Here is a 24,725-nt window from a genome sequence, read left to right on the forward strand (position 1 = left end):
GTCGACGCATACCTGTTGGTGTGCGCGAAGGCGATCTTGTCAGAGAAATGTGATCGTAGGCATCTCCAAAATTGGGGATGTTGGGTGAAGAAACCCCTACGCGTTCGCCGTCGATTATCAGTCTGGGATTTCCGCATTTGTTTTTACTTGGCCGCTTAAATGCGGCTTTTCTTTTTGGGGCTACTTATGGCAACTGGTCTCCCTGTGTCGCGTCTGATCAACGTGACGATCAACCTCGCCGCACTCGCGGCGCAGGGCGCGAATCTGAACACTGGGCTGATTCTTGGCCCGTCGGCCATTATCGATACCAACGAGCGTGCGCGCTCGTACGGCGGCATCGATGAAGTGACGGCCGACTTCGGCACAAACACGCCGGAGTACTTCGCGGCCGCGTTGTACTTCAATCAGGTGCCGCAGCCGCAGCAACTGATGATCGGTCGCTGGGCGAAGACGGCGACGTCCGGCTCGATGCGCGGTGGTGTGCTGTCGGCCGCGCAGCAGGACATCACCCTGTGGAAGGCCGTCACGACGGGCGCGTTCAGCATCACGATCGATGGCGTGGCGAAGTCGGTCACTGCCCTCGATTTCTCGGCACAGACGAACCTCAACGGCGTCGCCACCGTCATTAACGCGAAGCTGACCGGCGCGACGATCGCGTGGACCGGCTCGCAGTTCGTCGTGACGTCGAGCACGACCGGCTCGAGCTCGAAGGTCGGTTATGCGACCGCCCCGGGCAGCGGTACCGACATCTCGATGATGCTCGGTCTGACCAGCAGCCTCGCCGGCGTGCCGGCGGACGGCATCGCGCCCGAGCAGCCCGTCGATGCGGCCACGCTGTTCCTCGATCGCTTTGCGAACAAGTTCCTCGGCCTCGACTTTGCCGACGCGTCGATCACCGACGATCAGCACATCGCGGTCGCGAACCTCATCGAAGCCGATCAGGGGCACATCTACGGGATCACGACGCAGAATCCCCAGGTACTGGACTCGACGGTGTCGACGGACATCGCGAGCAAGCTGAAGGCGCTGAAGCTGAAGTACACGATCCTGCAGTACTCGAGCGCGACTCCGTACGCTGTTTCGTCGTTGCTGGGCCGTCTTCTGACGGTCAATTTCGACGGGAACAACACGACGATCACGCTCATGTTCAAGCAGGAGCCGAGCGTCGCTGCCGAAGATCTGGGCACCTCGCAAGCGAACGCGCTGCAGGCAAAGAACTGCAATGTGTTCGTGAACTACAGCAACGACACTTCGATCATCCAGTACGGCGTTACGCCGAGCGGAATTTTCGCCGATTCGGTCTACAACGCGATCTGGTTCCGCAATCGCCTGCAAACGGACCTGTACAACGACCTCTATCAGAGCCCGACGAAGATCCCTCAAACGGATCCCGGCAACGCACGCCTGGCGGCAGTGCTCGCGACCGGTTGCGAGGCTGCAGTGACCAATGGATATCTGGCACCTGGCGTATGGAATTCCGATGGCTTCGGGGCCATCTCGAAGGGCGACACGCTCGCGACGGGCTACTACATCTACGTGGCACCGATCGCAACGCAGTCTCAAGCAGATCGCGAGGCACGGAAGGCGATGCCGTTTCAGATCGCCGCGAAGGAAGCCGGAGCGATTCATAGCGTCGACGTGCTAGTCACGGTCAATAGGTAACAGGGGCATCTCAACATGACGACTTACAGCTTTCAGGACGTCGCGGCGACGATCGTGGGCCCGGGCGGCGCGTTTTCGCTCGGCTACGGTGAGGCGACCGCGGAAGAAGGAATCACGATCGTGCGCGCGGGCGACAAGAACACGATGACGATCGGCTCGGATGGCGAGGGCATGCACAGTCTGCATGCCGACAAGTCTGGTCAGATCACGCTGCGCTATCTGAAGACCGCGCAAATCAACGCGAAGCTGATGGCGCTGTACGACGCACAGTCGCTCGACAGTCGCCTGTGGGGCAAGAACCTGATCGAGGTTCGGCAGACGGCGGCCGGCGACGTGATGACCGCGCGCAGCTGCGCGTTCAAGAAGGCGCCGGACCTGAAGTACGCGAAGGACGGCGACATCGTCGAATGGGTCTTCGACTCGATCAAGATCGACAACATCCTCGGGACGTACTGAGCATGACGACCGAAGTCCAACTGAACAGCGTGCGATACGCGATCGGCAAGCTGAGCGCGATACAGCAGTTCCATGTGTCGCGGCGCATCGCGCCGATCATCCCGCCGATGATTCCGGTGCTGATGAAGTTCTACGCCGAACTCGAGCAGGCCGATGTCGCGCGCGAGCAGGCCCGCGCGAACGCCGCGCTTGCGGCGCTCACCGGCGGCGAGGAGGCGGCGCCTGTAGTCGACCAGCCGCGCGAGCTGCTGACGCTCGTCGACGCAATCGCGCCGGTGCTGCAGCCGTTCGCTGATGCGCTGGCCGGCCTGAAGGACGAGGACGCCGAATACGTCTTCGGCACGTGCCTGTCTGTCGTCGAGCGCTGGCAGGGCGCCGGTTGGGCGAAGGTCTGGAACATCGCTCACAAGACGTCGATGTTCGACGACATCGGCATCGACGTGATGCTGCCGCTCGTCGTGCGCGTCGTGGTGGCGAACCTGGGCAATTTTATTCAAGGTCTCCTTTCCAGCCCCGGGGCGAGCGAGACCTCGGCTCGTTAGAGTTACGGAGCCTTCCGGGAGGAGAGGACTGGCTGTTGTATCCGGTCATGCGCGGCATGTGTAGCTACGAGAGCTTGAAGGATGGCACGTTGGACCTCGCCGACATTGCGCTGATGAATGACATGCTAGCGGTTCAGGGCGAGAATCAAGCGCTTATTCAGGAGCATCTGAGTAGGATTCAAGAGGCAGGCGCCTAAACTCGTCCTGCATCTCCTTCAGCCGTGCAATTCTCGCTTTGTGCGCTTCCTCCGCTGTGGCGAAGTTCCCGACATGGATTTGCTTCCCGTCGAGACCAATGCGAGCGCGCCATACGCCTCTACTGGGTCGCCAGTCGACTCCGGCATAGCCAGACTTGTTGCACGCGTATGCACCTCGGTTGCGCATGTTTTCGGCATGCGTAGCTTCGCGGATCTGAGTGATTCGATTGTCAGATCGGCGACCGACTCGATGGTCGAGTTCGTCGTCCGGCCATTTCCCGTGAATGTACAGCCACGCGAGGCGATGCGCCTTGTGCATTACTCCGTCGATGCTAATGTCAACGTACCCTTGGTTGTTGCTGCCGGCCTTCGATCCAGCTTTCACGGTTCCGCGAGATACGCGCCACGTGAATTCGCCAGTTCCAGGATCATAGTGAAGTAGCTGTTTGAGACGATCCTGCGTGAGTGCTTTTGTTCGTGACATACGCGGTTTAGATGTCAGACGGTATCGACCTGAAATGATACCCATCATCGGATTAAAAAATGGCCGATAGCGTAGTCATCCGTGAATTTCTCGTGGCTTTGGGCTTCAAGGTCGACGAGAAGGGCCTGAAGAACTTCAAGGAAGGCGTCGAAGGCACGACGAGGGGCGTCAAGCAGCTGATCGCCACCGTATCCGGCGCCGCGCTCACGGTGAGCGCCGGCGTCGCGGCATTCGCGTCGAAGCTCGAGCGCCTGTATTTCGTGTCGCAGCGCACGGGCGCGTCGGCAACCAACCTGCGCGGCTTCGAGTTCGCCGCGCGCAACATGGGCGTCTCCGCCGAGGCGGCCACCGGCACGATCGAGAACCTTGCGCGCTTCCTGCGCAACAACCCGGCGGGCGAGGGATACCTCGCGACGCTGGGCGTGCAGACGCGCAACGCAAACGGCGAGCTGCGCGACACGGTCGACATCATGTCGGACCTCGGGAAGTCGCTGGCGAACAAGCCGACCTGGCTTGCCAGCCAATACGGCAACATTCTCGGCATTGACGAGAACCTGATGCTCGCGATGCGCAACGGGGACTTCGAGAAGCTCCTGAAGCAGTATCGCGAGATGTCGCAGACGACGGGTCTGGACAAGGCTGCGGACGACTCGCACCGGTTCATGACGCAGCTGCGCGGCCTCGGCACGTCGTTCGAGAATCTCGGCATCCGTGTCGAGGGCGCGATGCTGCAGAAGATCGGGCCCAGCCTCGATCGTTTTCAACGGTGGATGGATGAGCACGGCGATGAGATCGCGAATCGGATCACCGACGTCGCGAACGCTGTCGTGAAGGCGGCCGCAGCAATGGGGCCGCCGCTAGCCTGGCTGGCCGACAAGTTTGTCGAGCTCGATCGTGGCACCGACGGGTGGTCGACGAAGATTCTGCTACTCGGCGTGGCATTGAAGGCGCTGGGTGTGTTTCGGATCGCTGGCGGCATCCTGAAGATGGCAGGGGCCTTGCGCGCAGCGGGTGCGGCGACGACAAGTGCTACTGCCGCGAGTGGCGGTCTGCTTTCGGTGCTCGGCAGTCTCGCGACGGCAGTGGCTGCCGTCGGTGCTGCGTTCGCAGGTTGGAAGATCGGCGATGCGCTGCGCGATAAAGTCGACGGGCTGATCGCTCAGCTGTCGGGCGGCCGCTTCCGCTCGTTGTGGGACATCCTCACGCTGAAAGATCGCCGCGGCCTCGACGCGACCGGCGGCTACACGCAGGAGGAAATCGACAGCGTGAAGGATGGAGGCGGCGCGAAGCTGACTCCGCCGCGCTCGGATCAGCCAACAACTCAGGCGCCGTCCAGTGCGCCGGAACCGACTCCCGTTCGCGAGTCGTCGGGGACACCGGCTCCTGCGCCGGCAGCGGCACCGGCACCGGCGGCGGCGCCGGCTCAATCAGGTGCGTCTGTTCCGGCTTCAGCACCGGCGCAGCCTGGCGAAAAGGCATCTGTACCGACTTCGGTAACGTCCGGTCCGAAAGATCTGACTCGGCAGCCGCAGCTGCCGGCACCGCAGGTCGAGCGAATTTCCATTCCCGACGACAGCGGTCTCGCCGGCCGTCTAGGCCAGCTCGCGGACACGGCGTTCGGCAAGCTGATCGCACGCGGTGAAGGCGATTACAACAGCGTGAATCGCGGCGCGCGCGGCGGTTACCGTGCCGGCACTGAGAACCTCGAGGGCATGACGCTGGCGCAGGTCATGGCCGCGCAGCGTGCTGGGCAATTCAACGCGGCCGGACGCTACCAGATCATCGGCAGCACGTTGGCCGAAGCTGCGCGTGGGTTGAAGCTGAAAGGCAACGAGATGTTCGATCGACGGCTTCAGGATCGGATCTTCGAGCAGTACCTGGTGCGCAACAAGCGGCGCGCGATCGCCGACTACGTGGAAGGGCGAAGCGGTGACCTGCGTGCGGCATTGCGGGCAGCATCGCGCGAGTGGGCGAGCGTGGCAGATCCGGATACCGGTCGCAGCTACTACGCTGGCAAGGGGAACAACCGCGCGAGCATCTCGGCTGCCGAGATGGAGGCGGCGCTGCGCAATACGCGCGCGACTTATCAGCAGCCGGTTGCCGCGACGGCTCAAGCCGCGGCCACGTCGGCGGCTGCGACGAAGGTCGAGGTGAACCAAACCACGCAGATTCACGTGAACGGCGCTGGTGATCCCGCCGCAGCGGGCCGGGCAGTTGAGCGTGAGCAGCGTGCGGTGAATTCCGACTTGGTTCGAAACCTTCAGGGGGTAGTCGCATGATCCTCGACATGATCATGATCTCGCCGAAGAAGATCGGCAGCATTACGGTGCAGGTCGCGATCGAGGAGGTTTACAACGACGAGCTCACGATCACGGAGCATCCGGTCGAGCAAGGGGCGCAGATCACCGATCACGCCTTCAAGCGGCAGCCGGATGTCGCGATACGTTGCGGCTGGAGCAATGCCGACTACGAGGCGCTGCTCGGCGCCGCAGAAGCGACGTTCGATGGCGGTGGCCTGCCATCGGCGCAGTACGTGAATGCGATCTACTCGCAGCTGCTTGCGTTACAGCAGGCACGCACGCCGTTCGATGTAACGACGAGCCGCCGCTTCTACCAGAACATGCTTCTGCAGGGGCTGCGGCTCACGACTGACGCCAAGACGTCGAGCGCGCTGATCCTGACGGCGACGCTCAAGCAGATTCGGATCGTGTCGACGCAGGTTACGAAACTGCCTCCGAAAGAGAACCAGGCCGATCCGGCTTCGACGGCTGAAACAGGCAATGGCGGCACGAAAGCAGCAATGCCCGCGACGCCCGCTCCGGGCGGCGCGGTGCCGCCGGGGAGTATGTGATGCCGAGCTTCTTCGAGATTCCGTTTTCTCCGCGCCCGGAGCGCTTCACAGTGACGCTGAGCGGGACTGACTATCGCCTGACCGTCCAGTACCGCAAGGCCGGCGGCGCGGGGTGGGTGCTCGACATCGCTGACGCATCGGATAACCCCCTGGTATCGGGCATTCCGCTGGTGACCGGCATGGACCTGCTCGGCCAGTACAAGCACCTTGGGTTCCAAGGGCGGCTGTGGGTGCAGGGCGCCGCTGATCCTGACGACGTTCCGACGTACGAGGATCTCGGCATCGGATCGCATGTTTTCTGGGTGACGGATCAATGAGCGTTCAGCAGTTCGGCCGGAAGGTATCGCTGATCATCGGCTTCGACAGCGGAGAAGCACTCGACCTGTCCGAGCTGCGGATCGTGTTCCGCGTACAGCGCGGCGACCTGCAGACGCCGAACTCGGCGCGGATCCGCGTCTACAACGTGTCCGCGAATACGGCACGACGAGCCCAAAGTAAGGAATTCACGCGCGTCGTGCTGCAGGCCGGCTACGAGGGCAACTACGGGATCATCTTCGATGGACAGATCAAGCAGGTACGGCGCGGGCGCGAGAGCCAGACGGATACATTCATCGATATCACTGCGGCGGACGGCGACTCGGCGTACAACTTCGCCGTGGTGAACACGACGCTCGCGGCCGGGTCGACGCCGGCCGACCATGTGGCGGCCGTATGCACTGCGATGGGCCAGTATGGCGTGCAGCAGGGCTATCTACCGGAATTGCCGTCGAACCCGCTGCCGAGAGGCAAGGTGATGTTTGGCATGGCGCGGGACTTCATGCGATGGACCGCGCGCACCACGCAGACCGTCTGGAGCATCCAAGACGGCAAGGTGGTGATGGTGCCCGAGACGGCATACATGCCTGGCGAGATCCCGGTGATTACTTCCGCGACTGGCATGGTTGGCCTGCCGCAGCAGACGGCGAACGGCATCGAGGTGAAGATGCTGCTGAATCCGAGCGTAAAGATCGGCCGTCTGATCTGGCTCGACAACGCGAGCATCCAGCAGTACGAGTACAGCTTGAATGTGGGCCAGCAGGCCGAGAACGAGCGGATCGAGATGCAGGCGAAGCTGCAGGACGACGGCTTCTACTACGTGATGCTCGCAGAGGTGAGCGGCGATACGCGCGGCGAAGAGTGGTACACGAGCGTGGTATGCCTCGCGGCCGACGTCACGGTGCTACCTGACTCGTTCAAAGACAAGGCGGCGGTGCCATCCGCCGACGTGATCAAGAGGTTCGGCTAGCGGCCATACGTCGGCAGCGCCTTGATGGTCATCGTCGTGTTCTCGCCGTTGCGCTTCACGTCCGCGCGGGCGAGCACGTTGAGCGGCATCGACTTGGTCGGCATCTTCGGCACGATGATCACGGCATTGCCGTCGATCGTCTCACCCCAGCAGCCGATGTCCCACACACCGCGGTAGGACTCGTAGCGCCGCATATTCTTCGCGTTGGAAAGCGGCAGGTCGCACTTCTTTGCCGTGTAGAGGATGGTTGGGAACTCGTTCTCGACGGTCACGCCCACCTTCATGCCGGCGAACGGGTAGACGTAGGCGTCGTCAGCTACAGCGGCGAGCGGCGCGAGCAGCGCGGCGGTCAACAGCAGTTTTTTCATTTTCATCCCATGGATCGACGTGAAAGGGTAGGCGACCCGGAGGTCGCACTGCGTGAAGCGTTCGACGGCGTGCGCGCGGGCATCTGGACAGCATTGCCCGGCATCATCCAGTCGTTCGAAAGTGCCGCCGATCGGCCGCCGACGTGCAGCGTGCAGCCGGCGATCAAAGCGCAGGTGCGCGGCATCGACGGCACGATCCAGAGCGTTGCGCTGCCGCTGTTGGTCGACTGCCCGGTCCAGTTTCCAGCTGGCGGAAATTGTACGCTGACGTTCCCAGTCAAGCAGGGCGATGAGTGCCTTGTCGTGTTTGCCTCGCGATGCATCGATGCGTGGTGGCAGTCGGGCGGGGTGCAGGAGCAAGCCGAGCTCCGCATGCACGACCTGTCGGACGGGTTCGCGCTGCTCGGCTTTCGTTCGCGGCCGCGCGCTCTCGTCGGTGTCAGCGGCACCTCGACGCAGCTGCGCAGCGACGACGGCGCGACGTATATCGACCTGAACCCAACGCTTCAGAAGGTCAAGATCGTCGCGCCGGGTGGCTTCGACGTCGTCGCGCCGCTGTCGACGTTCTCGGCGGCCGTGACGATCACCGGGCTGCTGACGTTCGTCGGCGGCATGGTCGGCAGCGCCGCGAGCGGCGCTGCTGCGGTGTTCAACGGCATCCTCAACGTGATCGGCCAGATCACGGCGAACGGCAAGCGCGTCGACGACACGCACACGCACTCCGATCCGCAGGGCGGCAACACCGGCCCGGTCAACTGAGACTCCCATGCGATACCGAAAACTTGACGCTGACGGCGACTACGTCTTCGGCGGAGGCCCGGCCGACTTCCTCGTGAACACACCCGAGGCGGTCGCGCAGGCCGTGCTGACGCGCCTGCGCTTGCTGCGCGGCGAATGGTTCCTCGACACGACGGCCGGCATGCCGTGGGACACCGACGTACTCGGGAAGTACACCAGCGGCAAGTACGACGCGGCGATCCGCATGTGCATCCTCGGCACACAGGGTGTAACCGAACTCACGAGCTACTCGAGTACGGCTGATCCCGAGACGCGCGTGCTGACGGTTACCGCGACGATCAACACCATCTACGGCAACACCACGGTACAGGCGACATTGTGACTCTCACGACCCTCGCACCCACCATCGACGCGAACGGTATCACCGCGCCGACGTACGCGGACGTGCTCGCGTTTCTGCAGGACCAGTACAGATCGATCTACGGCGCCGACACGTACCTGGAGCCGGACAGCCAGGACGGTCAACTACTCGGTGTGTTCGCGAAGGCGATCAGCGACGTCAACTCGGTCTCGATCGCGATCTACCGGTCGTTCAGCCCCGCCACCGCGCAGGGCGATGCGCTGTCGAGCAACGTCAAGATCAACGGCATAGCGCGGAAGATCGCGTCGTACTCGAGCGCGGACCTCGTGCTGATTGGCCAGGCTGGCAAGACGATCACGAACGGCGCGGCGAAGGACACCAACGGCGTGCAGTGGATGCTGCCGGCGACGGTGACGATCCCGCCGAGCGGCACGATCACGGTGACGGCCACGTGCGCGACGATCGGCGACGTGTCCGCGCGTGCCGGCACAATCAACCAGATTGCGACGCCGGCGCTCGGCTGGCAGTCGGTGACGAACCCAGCGGATGCGGCTGAGGGGGCGCCAGTCGAATCCGACGCAGCGCTGCGCCAGCGGCAGACGGTGTCGACGGCGCTCCCGTCGCTCACCGTGCTCGACGGCATCATCGGCGCGGTGGCGAACGTGCCCGGCGTCACGCGGTACGTCGCCTACGAGAATGACACGAGTTCGACCGACGCCAACGGCATCCCGTCGCACTCGATTTCGCTCGTCGTCGAGGGTGGCGACGCGACGGCGATTGCGAATGCGATCGCGGAGAAGAAGACGCCAGGAGCTGGCACGTTCGGCACGACGTCGATCGTCGTCGCGGACATCTATGGCCGGCCGATCACGATCAGCTTCTTCCGACCGACAGGCGCACCGATCGGGGCGACCGTGACGATCAAGGCGCTCGGCGGATATACGACGCAGGCGGGTCAGCAGATACAGCAGGCGGTGTCGGACTACATCAACGGCGTGCAGATCGGCGGCGGCCTGTCCGGGAGCGTCGAATGGGGAGACGCGCTGACCGCGGCGAACAGCGTCGGCGGCGGCGTCACGTTCAAGCTGTCCGGGTTGACGCTCTCTGGTCCGCGTGGCGGCGGCACGCCGGATGTCGCGCTGCTGTTCAACGAAGCGGCGTCGTGCACGCCGGCGAACGTGACGCTGGTGGTGACCTGATGGCTGACCTGACCGAATACACCGCGCTGATCACGTCAGAGCACAGCGACAAGCCGCGGTTCATGGCGACCGTCGAAGCGCTCGTACAGCCGCTCGTAGACCAGATGGGCGTGCTGCAGAGCATGCCCGGCAGGTTCGACCTCGATAACGCGGTAGGCGTCCAGCTGGACGACGTCGGGCTCTGGGTTGGAGTGTCGCGGAAGATCCGTACACCGCTGACAGGCGTTTATTTCTCGTTCGACATCGCGGGCCTTGGCTTCGATCAAGGCACTTGGAAAGGGCCATTCGATCCCGATACGGGGCTCACGGTGCTCGACGATGACACGTACAGACTGGTCATCCGCGCCAAGATCGGAGCGAACCACTGGGACGGAACGCTCGAGCAAAGCGCGGCGATCCTGAACAGCATCTTTGACGCGGACACGCACGTGTTTATCGAGGATCACCAGGACATGTCGATGACGATCGGCATTGCTGGGAAGGTCCCGCCGGCGACGTTCCTCGCGCTGCTTTCCGGCGGATACATCCCCCTGAAGCCCGAAGGTGTTCGGGTCAACTACACGGTCGTCACGACCGTCGATGGATCACCCCTGTTCGGATTCGACATGAGCAATCAGCTTGTGGCCGGGTTCGATGTCGGAGCCTGGAGCAGGCCCGTTTAATCGCCTATCGCATTGTCTGCAAGCCACCTTCGGGTGGCTTTTTTTATGCTCGGAGCATTGATGGCAACGAACGACTTTCTAGTGTTCGGTGGGGGCAGCTCCCCGAACGTTATCGACCAGGCGACGTACGCGGCGCTGGCGGCCCGTCTGTCGGGATTTCAGTCCGGCACCGCGCTGTCGGCGCAGCTCAACAAGGTGTGGCGCCAGAGCTCGATCATGGCGGCGGTGCTGGCGCAGTTCACCGCTAACTTTTCCGGCCAGAACTCGGTCGACGATGGCACGATCGCGACGCTCCTGGCGAACTTGCAAGCAGCGATCAACGCGGCTGGGATCACGGCTCCGCAGTTCGACAACACCGCGAAACTTGCGACTACTGCATTTGTTCAGCGGGCCGGCGGGAATTTTCAAACTCGAAAGTACGTCGTAGGGTCCGGCACCCTTGCGGCTTCCGACACGGGATCGTGGATACAGGCTGGTGGAAGCGGGCCATCCACAATCACGTTGCCTGCGCCGACGACTATCAATCTCACGTACACGATCACAAACGTCACAAATAACAGCACGTCGGTCACCATCGCGACGCCCTCGGCGAACATCTACAACCAAGCGATGGGAGCATCGACGTTTTTAATTGACGTCGGAGCGACGGTTGAACTCGTTTCCGATGGATCGAACTGGACCATCGTCAGCCACTATACGCGCAGCCCCATTGCGCAAACACCGGCGCAGTACGACAACAGCTCGCGCATTGCTACGACAGCGTTCGTGAAGCAATCCGGCGCGGCGTTTTCGGGTATTCAAGGTATCAATGCCACGGCATCGTTGAACGGCGGCCACGTCGGAGCATTCATTTGGGCATACGGCGCAGGTATAACTTTGACGTTGCCGCCTGTCGCTGGCGTTCCCAATGGGGCAACAATCACCATCGGCACTCCGGTCGGCATGACCGTTAAGGGGAACGGAACCGAGAACATCAACAGCCAGGTCGGAGGCTTGTCGAACACGTTCGCTCTGAACGCGGGCGAGCAAGCTCAGTTCGTCAGCAATACTGGCGCGTGGTACCTGTCAAGCTACACGACGGTTCTCGGAACGACGTCGCCGCAGTTCGATAATTCGAACAAGCTTGCGACGACCGCGTTTGTTCAGCAGGCCCTCGGTAATTATCGGTCTGCGAGAGGATATGTCGGCAACGCTACCCTAAGTGCCATTGACATCGGGGCGATGATTACTTGGGACGGCAACGGCACGTTGACTTTGCCGGATGCCACCGCCTTTCCTGGCGGATCCGTAATCCGTGTGTTCAAGTACGCAGGGCCGATTGCTTCCGTTCTTGCGGCGAACAAAACCGGGCAAATGAACGTGCCTACTAGCGGGGCCGACACTTACACATTCGCTGTTGGTGTGTACGGCTTCTTCGAGCTGATTAACGAAAGCAGCATGAAGTGGGACGTAGCTGGGGAGTTGTTCAACCAGTTTGGAACGACTGCTGCTGCTGGAGACAACAGCACGAGGCTTGCGACTACGGCTTTCGTGCAGCGAGCAAGTGGCGCCGTTGTCGGCTCGATGCGCAACGCCGCAATGGGCGTCCCTGTGGCAAGCACATCGGCGACGTTCACCGCCGATGAGGTTGTCGTCGAAACAGCGCTCGGTGGCGTGGCCTACAAGCTCGCGAACTTCAACGAGGCGATCAACCTCGCGACGACGGGGATGGATACCGGATCGGCCCCTGTGTCGGGATATGTCGGTCTATATGCAGGTTACAACCCGTCCACTGGCGCTCGCAAATTGTTCGCAAGCAATGCCACCTCAACCGTTCTTGGAAGCGTATATGGCGGCTCCAATGCACCGGCTGGTATCGCAGCAACGGCGCTCGTCAGCGTTTGGCCGACGAACGGGAACGGGCAGTTCGTCCCTGGCCTGCAGCTCGATCGTGAAGTCGGGATAGGGAATAACACTGTCCTCTCAACATCGACGGCTCAGGCATCGTTGACGTCTTTTTCGGCGGCAGCTGCGCTGCCCCCCAATGCACGATTTTGCCGAGGGGACTATACGATCTCGTCGTCATCGGCAGGTGCGGGAACAAATGGTGTCGTATGTGGAAGCTCTATTGAAGTCGGTCGTGTGGCCATTGGCACGACGAGTCCAACAGCAAGTGGCTCCTTGACAACCTCATTTCCGAAGATCCCGATTGTGACTCCTCAAACGCTTTACTATCGCGCGGGCGTGTCCGCCGGGACATTGAACTTCGTGGTCAATATCTGCGCATACTCATTCTGAGGAACATATGAAAATCAATGTCGCTTTCTCTGACGAAGCCGAAACGACGATCGTCGCTTCTTTCGGATGCGCACAGGATATTGAGGTGTGGCCTCATCAAGGGCTCGTTGATGAAACGGACTCCCGATGGATCTCGTATGCTGCTCAGTTTCCATCGGGAGTAATCGAATTGGTTAGCGACCAATGATCGATTCCACGATCGGCTCGACAACGGAGAATGTCTGTTTGGCTTTGATTCCGTAGAGCTGATCGTCGGGATGCGCGCAATCGGTCATCATGCTTTTCCAATCCGGGGTTGTCTGATCGAACTCGAATTGAGCGACGAGCGGGGCATTTTGAAGTGCAGCTTCTGATCGAAGTGCTTCAACATACTGAATAATCGTGCCGGGATCGGGCTGCTTGCAGGTGGGGTTGGGTTCCTGTAGTACCACGATCTTCCCTGCGTCTCGGGCGGTCTGGATGAGGTATCCGAGAATCTTCGCGTACTCGCTCGGCGATGCCTCATAAGCCCCAGGCTGTGGAGCTTTCCAGTAGTAGAAGTCGTTGAGCGCGAAGTTCAACAATACTACCTGGGCCTTCGATTGCTCCATCTGGATTTTCCATTCCGGATGTTTCCCGTCAGTTCCCGAGAGGAGCTGAAATGCTTGCGTTCCGCCGACGCCTTCGTTTTTTACGGTGACAGACGTTCCGAAGCGCTGCTGAAGAAGGGCTTGCAGCTGCGCAGGCTCGCTGTTTTGCGTAGTCGTCAAAACTCCGTCGACTGTTTGGGCGCCGAGCGTAGTGCTGTCGCCATATGCTTCGATCAGTACAGACTTCTGCTCTTGCGTAGCAGGGGTTGCGGCATAGGCCGACGATCCATCACCGCCGCCGCAAGCTGCGCAAGACAGGAGCAGTGCAGAAAGTATTGAGCCAACAAAGCCGCGTGCCATTAATTCCCTCAAGTCGCTATTTTTTAACGACGAAATAATACCTGACATGGTTTTTCTCCGTTGGAACTGGCGCATGTAAAGGCCAACAATGGGCGTAACGAGTTATTACCAGCCGCCTTCGGGGCGGCTTTTTCATTACGGGGGCTTGATGAAGAGCGAGGTCGTTGCGAGCGCAGCAAAGGCTGTGCCGGCGGTTGGCGGCAATCTCTGGTTATGGCTTACGAGCCACGACATCAACTGGTGGGTAGCCGTCGCGACCATCGCGTACATAGGGCTGCAGGCGTACTACCTGGTCAAGAACAAAGGGAAGAGGGCATTGCTCGATGGTTAACGTTCCGAAGAAGACGCTTGCCAGCGTTGTAGGGGCTGCTGCGGCAGCCCTTCTTTTTTTCATGGTCCCGAAATTCGAGGGGCTCGAGCTCGTCGCGCGGCCCGATCCGATCGGGATCATCACGGCGTGCAACGGCGACACGAAGGATGTGCACGCCGGGCAGCGATTCACGCCGGCGGAGTGCCACGCGCGCCTGGAGCAGCGGCTCATCGAGCATGCCGAGCCGGTGCTGAAGTGCACGCCGGGCCTGAAGGGGCACACGAACCAGCTCGCGGCTGCCGTGAGCTTTGCCTACAACGTGGGCGCCGGTGCGTACTGCGGCAGCACGACGGCGAAGCGATTCAACGCCGGGGACTGGAAGGGCGCGTGCCGCGCGATGAACGAGGCGGACAACGGGCGGCCGCAGTGGGTGACGGCCGGCGGCCGCGTACTCCCGGGTCTGGTTAAACGGCGCGCTGAAGAGCGTGCACTGTGCGAGCGCGATCTATGACGACCACGAAAACTCACGAGACGCGGCGCACGCTTGCCGAGGACGTCTTCTATCCCGATCACGAGCCGCGCGCCGAGTCGCCGACGTTCCGCGCGAGCAAGCGCGCGATGAAGGCGGCGGGCGGCTACGTTTGCGCAGTCTGCGGTGACGACCAGGCCGTCGAGTCGCACCACCGGTTCTTCGAGTGGGCGTTCTCGCATGCGATCGACTGGAAGTGGATCCGCGGCGTCGCACTGAACCAGGTCGACACGATGTTCAGCCACAAGCTGCAGCGCATCGTGCCCATCCCGCGCCAGCATCCGGTCTGGGACGTGACCCGGCTGACGCAGGGCTTTGACTGGGAGGCGTTCGATCCGGCGCGGCCGGAGGCGTTCGTCGACTCGACCTACAACCAACTGCTGCTGTGCGCGCTCCATCACCGGGGCAAGGATCACGGCCGGCACGAGGAAAGCGATCCCGTCTGGAGCGTGCAGGCGTTCCTGCTGCCGGGCTTCGTCTACTCGCCGGACGAGCTGAAGCAACTGCACGCGAAGGAGCCGAAATGACCTGGTTCGATCCACGTGTTTGGCTGGCCGTCATTGTGGTGGCTGTCGTCGGCCTCGCCGGCGGCTACTTCAAGGGCCACGCCGACGGTGCGCGCGCGACGGTCGTGGCCGCGCAGAAGGCACAGCTCGACGCCGTCGCGGCCGCGCGCGCCGAGGAACAACGCCGCACCGCGGCACAACAGGAGATCGCAAACGATGCGAACCAACAACGCACGGCCGCGCTGGCGGATGCTTTTGCTGCTCGTGCTGCCGCTGGCAGCCTGCAGCAGCGCGTCGACCAGCTCGTCGCAGCCGCCCGCCATCCCGCCGCTACCACCGGAAGCCCGGCAGCCGGCGACGCCCTCGATCTGCTTGCCGACGTGCTCGGCCGCGCTGACCAGCGCGCGGGCGACTTGGCAGAGTACGCTGACCGCGCCCGTATCGCCGGCCAGCAGTGCGAGCGCGACTACGACGCGTTGAACAATCAGTCGGCGCCGTAACCGCCTGGTGCGGGCAAGCCATGCAGCGCCAGAAGGGTACCGACTGTGCCGAAGATCAGAACGCCAGAGAGGATCCCAAGCCAGCCGCGTCCGGTCATTTTGCTTATCTTCACACCGAGGTATGCGGCACCGGCCAGAATTGCGGCGTAGAGCACAAACGATCCCAACTGGAAAGCGAACTCGCGCATCGATAGAAGGACGGTCAAAGTAACGATCGCATCTTACCGTGTGCGCGATCGCGACGTCTTGACGGCGCCATCGCACTGATTCTTTCCGCGTATTGGTGTCGACGCGCTCGCAGCCATGGTTGCTGCGCGTCACATCATCCCGGCGCGTCCCTTTTCCTTCCTGAGAAGGTGGCGCAGCTCCTGAAATTTTCCATTCCCACCGCCGAGCTCTCCGCGATCCGCGACGTTCTTGTCGACGTAATCGAACCACTCCTGAACCCTGTCCAGCGATTTTCGAAGAGCAAGAATCTCGAGGATGAGCCAGCGTACCTGAAGGTCCGTGTACTCGCGCCATAGGGCTCGCAGCTCGGCATCGGTCGGCGCATCAAATTCCGGCATCTTGGGCTTCAACTTGAAGCGCGGATCCGTGAGCGGCACGCGGTTGCGATCAATCCGGGTGGCCTCGATCGGCGTGCACGAGCTCAAGAACGTCGACCTCTCGTCCTGATCGATCCACAGTTCAAATTCCTGCTTCGTGAGCTCGATAGGCGTCCTCCGGCGCGTCTTGTCGCCTTGGAACCCGTACTCCCAGATGTAAGCCCACTCCGGCTTGATCACGTCATCACCACTGTATAAAAACACAGTATATTTCGCGATAAGCTACCCTAGTCAAGGCCGGAAAAATGGGGACGGGCGATGTGTACAAACTACCGAGCGCCGCACGAGGACTACGAGATCCGCGAACTGAGGATCGAGCCGTTCAGCGACCTGTACCGCGACTTCCCGTGGAAGCCGGAGATCTACCAGGACTACCTCGCGCCGATCGTCGCGAATGTCGACGGAAAGCTCAGACCATTGGCGGCCGGCTTCGGCTTCTGGCCGCGAGCGCTGCAGAAGGCCAACATCGAAAAGGCGAAGGAGCAGGGCCGGAAACCGCCGATCATGCGCAGCACCATGAACGTGCGCGACGACAACCTTGGGAAGTCACCGTTGTACGGGCCGGCCTGGCGCGCCGGGCGCCGCTGCCTGATCCCGGCCGACTGGATCTACGAGCCGTGCTACGAGACGGGGAAGAACGTGTGGCACCGGATCGGGTTGACCGACTGGCGAACGATGTGCGTCGCCGGCATCTGGCGGACGCTGACGAGCCCGGACGGGGCTGAGCATCACACGATGTCGATGATCACGGTCAACGGGGATGGGCACCCGATTTTTTCTCGGATGCACAAGCCAGACGACGAGAAGCGGGCTGTCGTGATCCTGCACCCGGACGACTGGGAGGAATGGCTGACGACGTCGAACATCGAGGCCGCGCGCGCGATGCTGCAACCGTATCCGGCGGAGGACATGGCGGCGGAGCCTTACTCCGATGGTCCGACTGGACTAATTTAGATCAAAATGACCACTTTGAACTTTTATGGTTAATGTGCTATGATGTGATCACCGTCGCTCATTGCGGGGAATGAACCAGGCGAACGGGGCTGTTAAAGAAGCGACAACTCGCTTCGCGGCCACCCTATCAGTCAATAGCCGAACCGATAGGTAAACAAGGAGAAGGCAATGTCGTATGAATCCCTCGTGACTTTCAGCGCGAGGGACGCTAAGACTCGCTTCGGCGAGGTCTTGGATGAAGCACTCGGGCATCCTGTTGGCATCACTCGTCACGACCGCTTGACTGCGTATGTTGTGTCGAAAAGGGATTTCGATGGAATGCGCGAGCGACTCCAAGAGCTCGAGGATCAACTCTGGCTGCTACGAGCTGACGCTGCTCGCGCGGAAGGTTTCGCGAGTGATGAAGAGGTCAAGGCGTTCCTTGCGGTACATAGGAACACCATAGATGAACCTGAAACCAACAAAACAGGCCCTCAAGGCCATCAGCAAACTTGACGCAAAGCAGTATCGTCAAGTTGTCTCGGCGATTCTCGCGCTTTTGTCGAATCCCGAGCCACACGACAGTCAGAAGCTTCGGGGTGCCCCCCGCGGTGAACGGCGACTCGATGTCGGGGAATATCGCGTCATTTATTCGTTCGATGACAATAGTGTCGAGGTTCTTGTCGTCGGTAAGCGAAACGATGGCGACGTGTACAGCGCTTGGGAACGTTCGAAATAGGTTGCTGGACTGAGGCCCGCTTTGAGCGGGCTTCTTTGTTTTTCTGGGTCCCAGCATTGCTTTGAAGATAGGGGGCGATGCGGGCGGCGCCGTCAAACGTCGAGACCGCGCATGCTGTGCCTCGGCTTTAACCCAGGGGAAAACACCGCGACTGAGTCGACGGCAGCGGGATGAGGCGGATTTCTCTGGAAGATGAGGGATTTTCGCCGCGCCAAACAAGGCTCTCGCGACACCATATATTCCAATGTTCTTGCCTAACGCCATGAAATATAAGGAAATTGTATAAGGATTGTGATTCCTGTCGTCGTGGGTTCGAGTCCCATCAGCCACCCCACCGAATGCATTAACAAAACAGGCGCCTAGGCGCCTGTTTTGCTTTGCGGGAGGCAATCAGGCGCAATAGCGTCGATTCGAGCCTCGTCGTCTCCCTCCAGAGCGTTCTGCTCGCCATCCATCCATTTTGCGCATCCAGTCGGGAACAACTCGGTGTCGTGCTTGAGCTGTATCGCTCACACGAGCGGGTCATTCCGGCCAACGGTATCGCGATCGCGTAGACATGCCGAGTGTCGTACTTCGTGCAGTCGAAAATTGCGGTGCCGGGAATCCGAGTGAATGAACGCAGCCGCGCCAATGCGCCGAAAGGAGCGGGCGGTCAAATTTCCGGTTGCGTTTTGCGCGCGCTATTGGCGGAGCGGCGTTCTACGGTAAATTGATGGGCTCCACAGGATTTGGAATTCGAGGCTTCTCGGGGAATCCATGCGGTCAAAGAGTAAACCCGTTGCCCAGACAACGGAACGGCAAACCGATTCAAGGCCAAAGATTACGGTCATGACGACTCTCGGGGTGGTGAGGGCGTCGTTTTATCTGCTCGCTGGAGTCGCGCCGGCGATGCCCCTGCTGATCTTGTCGTGGCTTGTGTTTATCCATTTTTTGCTGGATTGGACCGTGGATTGGCCTATAGCATGGTCTTTTCTTTTTTCCACCGCAGGCGGCATCGGCTTGCTTCTCGCAACTTGCGTTTTGCCGCAAAAGGCGCGAATCAAACACGTTGCGGGAGTCAGCGTTCTATTGATCTGCGGGAGCGTCGTCAGCTTGCCGTCGGCCATTGCCTCGTTCGAAAAAATCATCGATAACCACCGAATCGGTTATCACATGCATCCGGTGGATTTTGGTGACTTTGCCCTCATCGCGTGCAACGTCGTGGCGATCGTGTATCAGCTGGAGGTGTTTGCAGCACTGCTTGTAAGACGCTTGGCCAGGGTTCCCGCCCGATAGGTTCCGATCCGCGTCCTCCTCGCAACGTCACCGCGCTGTTTCCCTTTCTTGAGCAGGTGAGTCAGGCGCTGAAGCTGGCGCAAGATGCTGGATGCGCTCCGGCCTTCATCTATCAAAACGTCGTCGCCGCTATTCGGACGGCAAGCGCATGGCGATGGGGTATGGTGCGACCGAGTGGGATTGTTGTTTTTGCGCGTCCGGTCAGACGCGCATTCGAACGTAGCGAATGCCGCGAAAAGCAAACCCGTCCTCAACGATCGACCACATTGCTCGCGATTCCCGCCTGAGCCGATCGAGTGTTTCGAAATACCACCCACGACCACAAGGCGCCGCCAGCCACCTTGGCGACGAACTGCAGCGCGGCGATCGTCGGAAACACGGCCCCGAACGCAATAAGCGGAAAGATGATGGAGTCGACAGCGGCACCCGCGACGTTCGCGCCGTTTGCGCGCGCCAGTATCGGAAAGCGACGTGCGAGTTGAAACACGACTGCGCTCGCCACGGCTGCCGAACCGAACGCCACCAGGGACGCGACGGCGATTTCCTTGGCGGCGGGATTGAGTGCATAACTGACGACACCGGCGGCCGCGATCAACGCAAACATTCGCGACCAAAGCGCGCGGCCTCGCCAATCGAGGTGTAGCCGGTCTCGAATCGCGAGATCGAGGCCGATCAGCAGGAACGCGATGATCGGTGTAGCAGCCGGCCCGAAATGAGCGACCATCAGGTTGGCGACGGCGACCGCTGCGATATAGATCAAGACGTACATGATTCCCCTGCGGTAAAGAGTGCGCGCTGCGTCGATTCGGAGCCGAAGTTTGCCATACATGGCCGATTGGACAGGATATCGCCACAGTGCCGCCGGTATTCGGCAATCCATCGTCGACGCGAGATTGTATGGCCGTATTCAGTCGACGTGATGTTGCGCAATTTCCTTTTTCGACTAAGGTTCTCGCTCCCGGTGCCGTTATCTTTTCTGGACAGCCCTCGTGCCTCGAATGCTGATCCGCTTTCTTGCCTGCTCGCGTTTCGCGTGAGCAGGCTTTTTTCGTTTATGGCGGAATGAGACAGGGACTTGGCGCGAGCCGACAGCGCGCAACAGTCTTACATTGGTGTAACGTATCGACTTCCTCGTGCCCTCATGCTTTGCAGGGCCGTTCGATCCCGACAGCCAATGACAGTGTCGGGATTTTTTTTGCCTGTGCCTCGTTGTTTTGGCAACGAACTGCAGTGGTGCACGAACCCTGCATGGCGTCCGGCAGACAACTGCTGACGCGATCGCGTCAGGCGTGACGGAGGCGAGCGCCTGCAAACATCACGAGCCAACGTGCGGCGACGGCACTTGCAAGATACGCGACGATAACCTGCGCGTGGCGACATTGAGCCTTGCGCGCCTCCACGCGGTATATTTCGCGGCGAGACGTCCCGATCAAGAGAACAAGTGGAAGGAGTAACCACCGATGCCGGAAACCCGTGCCACGCTGCGTGCCGCGACAGCGCAAGACGCACGGCACATCGCCCGCCTGCACACGCTGAGCTGGCAAACTGCATACAGCCATATCTTGCCGGCGACCTACCTGTCCGACGAGGTGCCGACGGAACATGCGACTCGGTGGCGGCAATATTTCGATCGCAACGAAAACGAGCGGGGCCTGGTGCTGATCGCCGAGGCGGACGGCGAGCCCGTGGGGTTCGTCAGTGCCGAGCGCCCCGTCGATCCGGCGCTGGGCGTGCTGCTCGACTGCCTGCACGTCCATCCTTCGCATCACGGAGGCGGCACGGGCAAGCACATGATCGAAGCCGTCCGTGCATGGGCGCGAACGCTCGGCGTGCACCAGGTCCATCTGAAGGTATTGGCGGGCAACGAGCGCGCGATCGGTTTCTACGAGCACAACGGATGGCAACTGGCGGGTACCGAAACGAGCCGCATCGGCCAGACGGAAGTCACCGACCGGATCTATGCGATACAGGCCTAGCCACCTGGCCACATTCGAGCGAATGGCCGCATGATGCGCGGCCATCGCCGGGCGAAAGCCGAACGTACTTCACGGTGACACGCCGCAGTACTGCACGAGCAAATCGGCTTCCGTCTCGTGCACTTCGACGGGCAGGGTCGTTGCACCTGCATAGGCAAGATAGCGCGCGCGATGCTGGCCGTTCCGGAACGACGCGACGCCGACCTTCGACAGCCCGGGGATGCCGAGCAGCGTTCGCGTTCTCGTCTCGCGAAACGTGATGTACGGCATGTCCGGAATCCTGTCCTGTTCAGGATCGAGGAATTCGCGAATGCCCGCGGCTTTTCCTGGGGCCCAGTAAAGAACAGGCGGCAACACGTAGTCCGTCGTGTCCCGGTCGGCACATGCCAGCAGTTTCGGCAGGTCGATCGTCACGACCCGGTGTATCGTCGCACGAGAATACCCGCTTGAGGTGCGTATGGGCATACGGAGTGTGCCCGGGAAGCTGGACAATCCAGACCTCTACGCCATTTTGTTGTGCGCGGGCGAGTGCCATTTTTTCCTCTGGTATTGCAAGCGGCCGTCTTGGCCGGATTTTAGCAGTGCGATTGCGATGGCGAAGCAGGGCAATACCCGGTACAGGAAAGCGCCGAGGGGAGTGGTGGGCAAATCAAGTACAGTCATGTGTCGGCGATCGTTATCGACAGGTTATGAGAATATCGTGATCCCGCCAGCGGGAATGATCCGTCGCGCGAATTTCATGCAGAATTCACACTGTGTCGCGAATCCCGGCAAGCGCGGATGATCACAAGAACAGAGAGGGTGGATTGACCGGAGAAAACCATGTCGTCGAAACTTGAGATCGAATATCTCGATTACTGTTTCACCGCGACGCTCGAAGTCAGGGAGTCCGGTCGGACGGGCGTTGTCGATTGGCATCTCGAATCCGCTTCGCGAAGCAAGACACTTGCGTGGACCGTATTCGACCGCTATCTCGAGCGGAATGATTTCGCGGATGAAGAGGATGCGCGTGCCAATATCGTCGACTGGCTGGAGCGGCTGGCCGCTCCGGGATTGGGTGCTTCCGCGGAAATGGCGAAGGCGAATGTGGTCGTTGCCGGCGCGTTGGTGACGGGCGCATCGACTGCATCGAACGCGTCAACGACATCGACCACATCGACCACATCGACTGCCGAAATCGTCGGCGAAACCGTCATCGACATCGCCAGCGATCTCGACTGGATCGAGATGGTTGCCGAATGGCTTTTCAGCTGACCGGTATGAGGACGAAACCCGGCTGTCATGACGCGGGCCCTTGTGTTCGCGAAACATGGTTTAAAAAAAGATGCAGAAAAAATGAAGCCTGAATCGTGTCGATCGGAAAAATAGAATAAACCTGCTTTGACAGCAGCCGCGACTTAACGGAGACTTGCGCCGGGCCTGAAGATATCCGCTTGCATTAAAACAAGATCAAATTCCAGACATGAAAAGAAGAGCGCTGCTGACGGCGGGCGCGATCGTTGTCGCCGCCGGCCTGACAGGCTGCACGGCAATGCTGTTCGAAGATGGCCGATATGAAGAGACGGTCGACCGATTTCTCGTCAGCGAGGACGGCAAGAAATTCGTCGTGCTCGGCGAGAAATATCACTACATCTTCGATATGCCCGAGCACCTCGGTGCCGTGCTGGCATCGCCCTACCGCAAGTCGATCAACGCGTCGCTCTATGAATTCGTCGCGCAGGGCAGCAAGATCTCGGGCAAGTTCCGGCTCCGGCTCCGTCGCGCCGATATGACCGACGAGGGCTGGGACCGCGCGCTGGAGGACGGCTTCACGATGCGCGGGAGCAGGGATCTGGAGATGAAGGGGGAACTGGCCGGTTCGCGTTATCTGGCCGATGATTTTGCACAGGGCAAGACGTGGTCGTCGTTTGCGCATTCGTACAAGATCGACGTCACCGATCGCATCACCACGGCGGGCAAGGCCGTGCGCGTACTCGCGACCCCGGTCACGCTCGCGGCCGACGGCGTGATGATGATCGGGGCGGTGGTGCTGTCGCCTGTCATCGTGGTGTTGCTCGCGCCGGTCGCGGGCGTCGCGCTCGGGCCGTGACGCGATCCGCGCGGCACGCGAGCGTGCCGGTTGCCGCGGCATTGTCACCAAATGGTGAGTTGCCGCACAGATCGTTGCGCGGCCGGCGCTCACAATCTGGCCGGTTGACCGTTCTTCCCCGGCCCGGTCAACCATTTCCCCGCTCGCTCGCGCAGGAGCGGGGGCTTTTTGCCCGTCCGACGCCGCAAGGCCGCGTCGGCGGAACCGGACAGGCGTTCGGCGGGCAGCGCAATCGCACCGGTTGCGTGTTCCTGCATCCGATCGCCTGGTCCGCACGTATCGCTTTCCTCGTGCCTGAGCGAACCCTCAGGCCCATCGCCGGTTTCGGCCGGTGATGCCTTGGTCCCGGCGGCGCGCATCAATGCCGCCGGGATGTTTTTTGCGCCGGATGCGTTGCATCACGTCGCTTGCGGCGGGCAGGTCAACCCGCTCGGCCAGCCTGTTCGACGCTGGTTTCCCATCCGTCGTATTCCCCTCCGAACGAATGTACGTCGCGATTGATCGCGACCGTATGGCGCGTGATGTCGGCCAGTGCCATGGTGCCCTCGTGCGAGAACCGTACGGCCGACTTGCCGTCCTCGGTGGGGGCGACCGATTCGACCGGATAGCCTTTCGCTTCGGCCCAGTCCGCGAACTGATGCGCGTCGCTCTGGTCGGGGAAGTACGCCCAGTGCATCACGCGCCGGCTTACATCGCCGGCGTCGCCTTTCTTCCGCAATTCGTCCAGCACGCGCATGTCGCGCATGATCTGCCGGTCGTCGTCGGTCGGGTAGAGCGTCTGCCAGTACGCTTCCTTGTCCGGATCGTCCTGGTGCGCGTACTGCAACGCGTAGGTCGTCTGATCGGCCAGCGCGTCGATGATCTCCGCCGCGGCCTCTTCGTCGAGCGATACGTAGAAAAGGAAATCCCGATGGCCGTCGACGGTGATGCGGCCGACCTGCACACCACCTTTCGCCGTGATCGTGGCGTCCAGCAGGTCCTCGATCTTCGCGAGGTCGGCGAATTCGTCGCCGGTCGGCAGGCCTTCCGGCGTCGGATGCGCAAAGGGGACGCGCACGCTGAGCAGCGACGTGCGCGGATCGCCTTCCGCGATTTCCGCAAAGTCGTGGTTGAAGCTGATGAAAGCCTGATGGTCGCCCATTCTGGCAGGGAAGGTTCCCCAGGCGTCGGTCATGTGTTTCTCCCGTGCACGATTGTCTGTTGACGGTTGTAAAGCGTCCCAATGTATCATCGAAAATCGCGTTGACCGGAG

At 61.2% G+C, this 24,725-nt stretch carries 32 protein-coding genes and 1 pseudogene; 25 read left to right on the plus strand and 8 right to left on the minus strand.

Annotated elements, in window-relative coordinates; translation table 11 throughout:
- Positions 1–186 precede the first annotated feature (186 nt).
- From ACTJLD_RS01275 to ACTJLD_RS01290, 4 genes are read left to right on the plus strand one after another with little or no spacing between them, the layout of a single operon-like run.
- Entirely contained in the window at positions 187–1,662 is a 1,476-nt protein-coding gene (locus tag ACTJLD_RS01275; protein ID WP_440657743.1) for a DUF3383 domain-containing protein, read from the plus strand.
- 15 nt (positions 1,663–1,677) lie between these two features.
- The gene (locus tag ACTJLD_RS01280) at positions 1,678–2,118 is read left to right on the plus strand and encodes a phage protein (protein WP_440657745.1); all 441 of its coding nucleotides are present in this window, start codon (positions 1,678–1,680) and stop codon (positions 2,116–2,118) included.
- A gap of 2 nt (positions 2,119–2,120) precedes the next feature.
- Positions 2,121–2,660, plus strand: coding sequence for a phage tail assembly chaperone (locus ACTJLD_RS01285; RefSeq protein WP_440657747.1), 540 nt, complete (start codon positions 2,121–2,123; stop codon positions 2,658–2,660).
- A 56-nt stretch (positions 2,661–2,716) separates the two neighbouring features.
- Positions 2,717–2,857 carry a DUF6889 family protein gene (locus ACTJLD_RS01290; protein ID WP_407711895.1) on the plus strand — a complete coding sequence of 47 codons (141 nt, stop codon included), beginning with the start codon at positions 2,717–2,719 and terminating at the stop codon, positions 2,855–2,857.
- Here the strand turns inward: ACTJLD_RS01290 and ACTJLD_RS01295 are convergent.
- Positions 2,814–3,389, minus strand: a complete 576-nt coding sequence (locus ACTJLD_RS01295; protein WP_440657749.1) for an HNH endonuclease signature motif containing protein — start codon at positions 3,387–3,389, stop codon at positions 2,814–2,816. The genes ACTJLD_RS01290 and ACTJLD_RS01295 overlap by 44 nt on opposite strands.
- Positions 3,390–3,400: 11 nt before the next feature.
- On the opposite strand from ACTJLD_RS01295, the gene ACTJLD_RS01300 reads away from it, so the two are divergent.
- Genes ACTJLD_RS01300 through ACTJLD_RS01315 form a run of 4 tightly spaced genes read left to right on the plus strand, consistent with a single transcriptional unit; the run spans position 3,401 to position 7,477 of the window.
- Entirely contained in the window at positions 3,401–5,620 is a 2,220-nt protein-coding gene (locus tag ACTJLD_RS01300) for a mannosyl-glycoprotein endo-beta-N-acetylglucosamidase (protein WP_440657751.1), read from the plus strand.
- The gene (locus tag ACTJLD_RS01305) at positions 5,617–6,192 is read left to right on the plus strand and encodes a phage baseplate protein (protein WP_060276468.1); all 576 of its coding nucleotides are present in this window, start codon (positions 5,617–5,619) and stop codon (positions 6,190–6,192) included. The genes ACTJLD_RS01300 and ACTJLD_RS01305 overlap by 4 nt, the downstream gene beginning before the upstream one ends.
- The gene (locus tag ACTJLD_RS01310) at positions 6,192–6,509 is read left to right on the plus strand and encodes a phage baseplate plug family protein (RefSeq protein WP_175899916.1); all 318 of its coding nucleotides are present in this window, start codon (positions 6,192–6,194) and stop codon (positions 6,507–6,509) included. The genes ACTJLD_RS01305 and ACTJLD_RS01310 overlap by 1 nt, the downstream gene beginning before the upstream one ends.
- Positions 6,506–7,477 carry a phage protein gene (locus tag ACTJLD_RS01315; RefSeq protein WP_175899914.1) on the plus strand — a complete coding sequence of 324 codons (972 nt, stop codon included), beginning with the start codon at positions 6,506–6,508 and terminating at the stop codon, positions 7,475–7,477. Before ACTJLD_RS01310 ends, ACTJLD_RS01315 begins: the two co-directional genes overlap by 4 nt.
- Here ACTJLD_RS01315 and ACTJLD_RS01320 read toward each other — a convergent pair.
- Positions 7,474–7,851 carry a hypothetical protein gene (locus ACTJLD_RS01320; RefSeq protein ID WP_124838938.1) on the minus strand — a complete coding sequence of 126 codons (378 nt, stop codon included), beginning with the start codon at positions 7,849–7,851 and terminating at the stop codon, positions 7,474–7,476. The two genes, ACTJLD_RS01315 and ACTJLD_RS01320, sit on opposite strands and share 4 nt — an antisense overlap.
- Before the next feature lie 3 nt (positions 7,852–7,854).
- Here ACTJLD_RS01320 and ACTJLD_RS01325 point away from each other — a divergent pair, with 3 nt between their 5' ends.
- Genes ACTJLD_RS01325 through ACTJLD_RS01345 form a run of 5 tightly spaced genes read left to right on the plus strand, consistent with a single transcriptional unit; the run spans position 7,855 to position 13,082 of the window.
- On the plus strand, positions 7,855–8,604 hold the full coding sequence (locus ACTJLD_RS01325) for a Gp138 family membrane-puncturing spike protein (RefSeq protein WP_060276480.1): 750 nt from the start codon (positions 7,855–7,857) through the stop codon (positions 8,602–8,604).
- Positions 8,605–8,611: 7 nt separating this feature from the next.
- Positions 8,612–8,965, plus strand: a complete 354-nt coding sequence (locus tag ACTJLD_RS01330; RefSeq protein WP_431206727.1) for a hypothetical protein — start codon at positions 8,612–8,614, stop codon at positions 8,963–8,965.
- Complete coding sequence (locus ACTJLD_RS01335) at positions 8,962–10,143, plus strand: baseplate J/gp47 family protein (protein ID WP_440657755.1); 1,182 nt, start codon at positions 8,962–8,964, stop codon at positions 10,141–10,143. Before ACTJLD_RS01330 ends, ACTJLD_RS01335 begins: the two co-directional genes overlap by 4 nt.
- Entirely contained in the window at positions 10,143–10,805 is a 663-nt protein-coding gene (locus ACTJLD_RS01340; protein WP_440657757.1) for a DUF2612 domain-containing protein, read from the plus strand. Before ACTJLD_RS01335 ends, ACTJLD_RS01340 begins: the two co-directional genes overlap by 1 nt.
- 60 nt (positions 10,806–10,865) lie before the next feature.
- Positions 10,866–13,082, plus strand: a complete 2,217-nt coding sequence (locus tag ACTJLD_RS01345) for a hypothetical protein (RefSeq protein WP_440657759.1) — start codon at positions 10,866–10,868, stop codon at positions 13,080–13,082.
- Between the two features lie 173 nt (positions 13,083–13,255).
- Here the strand turns inward: ACTJLD_RS01345 and ACTJLD_RS01350 are convergent, their stop codons facing one another.
- Positions 13,256–14,059 carry an SGNH/GDSL hydrolase family protein gene (locus tag ACTJLD_RS01350; protein WP_158605826.1) on the minus strand — a complete coding sequence of 268 codons (804 nt, stop codon included), beginning with the start codon at positions 14,057–14,059 and terminating at the stop codon, positions 13,256–13,258.
- 100 nt (positions 14,060–14,159) lie between these two features.
- Between ACTJLD_RS01350 and ACTJLD_RS01355 the strand changes: the two genes are divergently transcribed.
- From ACTJLD_RS01355 to ACTJLD_RS01370, 4 genes are read left to right on the plus strand one after another with little or no spacing between them, the layout of a single operon-like run.
- Positions 14,160–14,342 carry a hypothetical protein gene (locus tag ACTJLD_RS01355; RefSeq protein ID WP_027791743.1) on the plus strand — a complete coding sequence of 61 codons (183 nt, stop codon included), beginning with the start codon at positions 14,160–14,162 and terminating at the stop codon, positions 14,340–14,342.
- A complete protein-coding gene (locus ACTJLD_RS01360; protein WP_440657762.1) occupies positions 14,335–14,832 on the plus strand; it encodes a lysozyme in 498 nt (165 codons plus the stop codon). Before ACTJLD_RS01355 ends, ACTJLD_RS01360 begins: the two co-directional genes overlap by 8 nt.
- On the plus strand, positions 14,829–15,377 hold the full coding sequence (locus ACTJLD_RS01365) for a hypothetical protein (protein WP_440657764.1): 549 nt from the start codon (positions 14,829–14,831) through the stop codon (positions 15,375–15,377). Before ACTJLD_RS01360 ends, ACTJLD_RS01365 begins: the two co-directional genes overlap by 4 nt.
- Entirely contained in the window at positions 15,374–15,856 is a 483-nt protein-coding gene (locus tag ACTJLD_RS01370) for a DUF2514 family protein (RefSeq protein WP_440657766.1), read from the plus strand. The genes ACTJLD_RS01365 and ACTJLD_RS01370 overlap by 4 nt, the downstream gene beginning before the upstream one ends.
- On the opposite strand, the gene ACTJLD_RS01375 is transcribed toward ACTJLD_RS01370, so the two are convergent.
- Together ACTJLD_RS01375 and ACTJLD_RS01380 are read right to left on the minus strand one after the other, a co-directional pair.
- Entirely contained in the window at positions 15,841–16,062 is a 222-nt protein-coding gene (locus ACTJLD_RS01375) for a hypothetical protein (RefSeq protein ID WP_272545647.1), read from the minus strand. The genes ACTJLD_RS01370 and ACTJLD_RS01375 overlap by 16 nt on opposite strands.
- 111 nt (positions 16,063–16,173) lie before the next feature.
- Positions 16,174–16,638 (minus strand): hypothetical protein, encoded by a 465-nt coding sequence (locus ACTJLD_RS01380; protein WP_272545852.1) that lies wholly within the window; start codon positions 16,636–16,638, stop codon positions 16,174–16,176.
- An 81-nt stretch (positions 16,639–16,719) separates the two neighbouring features.
- Here ACTJLD_RS01380 and ACTJLD_RS01385 point away from each other — a divergent pair, with 81 nt between their 5' ends.
- From ACTJLD_RS01385 to ACTJLD_RS01400, 4 genes are all read left to right on the plus strand, one after another.
- Entirely contained in the window at positions 16,720–17,415 is a 696-nt protein-coding gene (locus tag ACTJLD_RS01385; RefSeq protein ID WP_136470497.1) for an SOS response-associated peptidase family protein, read from the plus strand.
- A gap of 168 nt (positions 17,416–17,583) precedes the next feature.
- Positions 17,584–17,910 carry a type II toxin-antitoxin system Phd/YefM family antitoxin gene (locus tag ACTJLD_RS01390; protein ID WP_136470498.1) on the plus strand — a complete coding sequence of 109 codons (327 nt, stop codon included), beginning with the start codon at positions 17,584–17,586 and terminating at the stop codon, positions 17,908–17,910.
- Positions 17,861–18,133 (plus strand): type II toxin-antitoxin system RelE family toxin, encoded by a 273-nt coding sequence (locus ACTJLD_RS01395; protein ID WP_136470499.1) that lies wholly within the window; start codon positions 17,861–17,863, stop codon positions 18,131–18,133. Before ACTJLD_RS01390 ends, ACTJLD_RS01395 begins: the two co-directional genes overlap by 50 nt.
- Positions 18,134–18,961: 828 nt before the next feature.
- A complete protein-coding gene (locus ACTJLD_RS01400) occupies positions 18,962–19,408 on the plus strand; it encodes a hypothetical protein (protein ID WP_124918361.1) in 447 nt (148 codons plus the stop codon).
- A 250-nt stretch (positions 19,409–19,658) separates the two neighbouring features.
- On the opposite strand, the gene ACTJLD_RS01405 is transcribed toward ACTJLD_RS01400, so the two are convergent.
- The gene (locus ACTJLD_RS01405; protein ID WP_027787503.1) at positions 19,659–20,177 is read right to left on the minus strand and encodes a VUT family protein; all 519 of its coding nucleotides are present in this window, start codon (positions 20,175–20,177) and stop codon (positions 19,659–19,661) included.
- A 691-nt stretch (positions 20,178–20,868) separates the two neighbouring features.
- On the opposite strand from ACTJLD_RS01405, the gene ACTJLD_RS01410 reads away from it, so the two are divergent.
- Positions 20,869–21,384, plus strand: a complete 516-nt coding sequence (locus ACTJLD_RS01410; protein ID WP_440657770.1) for an N-acetyltransferase family protein — start codon at positions 20,869–20,871, stop codon at positions 21,382–21,384.
- A gap of 69 nt (positions 21,385–21,453) precedes the next feature.
- Here ACTJLD_RS01410 and ACTJLD_RS01415 read toward each other — a convergent pair.
- Positions 21,454–21,919 (minus strand): annotated as a pseudogene (locus ACTJLD_RS01415) (plasmid fertility inhibition factor family protein).
- Positions 21,920–22,206: 287 nt separating this feature from the next.
- Here ACTJLD_RS01415 and ACTJLD_RS01420 point away from each other — a divergent pair.
- The 3 genes from ACTJLD_RS01420 to ACTJLD_RS01430 all read left to right on the plus strand — a co-directional run bounded on the left by ACTJLD_RS01420 (position 22,207) and on the right by ACTJLD_RS01430 (position 23,808).
- Positions 22,207–22,638 carry a hypothetical protein gene (locus tag ACTJLD_RS01420; protein WP_124532727.1) on the plus strand — a complete coding sequence of 144 codons (432 nt, stop codon included), beginning with the start codon at positions 22,207–22,209 and terminating at the stop codon, positions 22,636–22,638.
- 208 nt (positions 22,639–22,846) lie between these two features.
- Positions 22,847–23,473, plus strand: coding sequence for a hypothetical protein (locus ACTJLD_RS01425; protein ID WP_440657772.1), 627 nt, complete (start codon positions 22,847–22,849; stop codon positions 23,471–23,473).
- A 104-nt stretch (positions 23,474–23,577) separates the two neighbouring features.
- Entirely contained in the window at positions 23,578–23,808 is a 231-nt protein-coding gene (locus ACTJLD_RS01430; protein WP_440657774.1) for a hypothetical protein, read from the plus strand.
- 86 nt (positions 23,809–23,894) lie between these two features.
- On the opposite strand, the gene ACTJLD_RS01435 is transcribed toward ACTJLD_RS01430, so the two are convergent.
- On the minus strand, positions 23,895–24,647 hold the full coding sequence (locus ACTJLD_RS01435; protein WP_440657776.1) for a DUF695 domain-containing protein: 753 nt from the start codon (positions 24,645–24,647) through the stop codon (positions 23,895–23,897).
- Positions 24,648–24,725: the final 78 nt, after the last annotated feature.

The sequence above is a fragment of the Burkholderia sp. 22088 genome, assembly GCF_052045915.1.
GTDB classification, from domain to species: Bacteria; Pseudomonadota; Gammaproteobacteria; order Burkholderiales; family Burkholderiaceae; genus Burkholderia; species Burkholderia cepacia.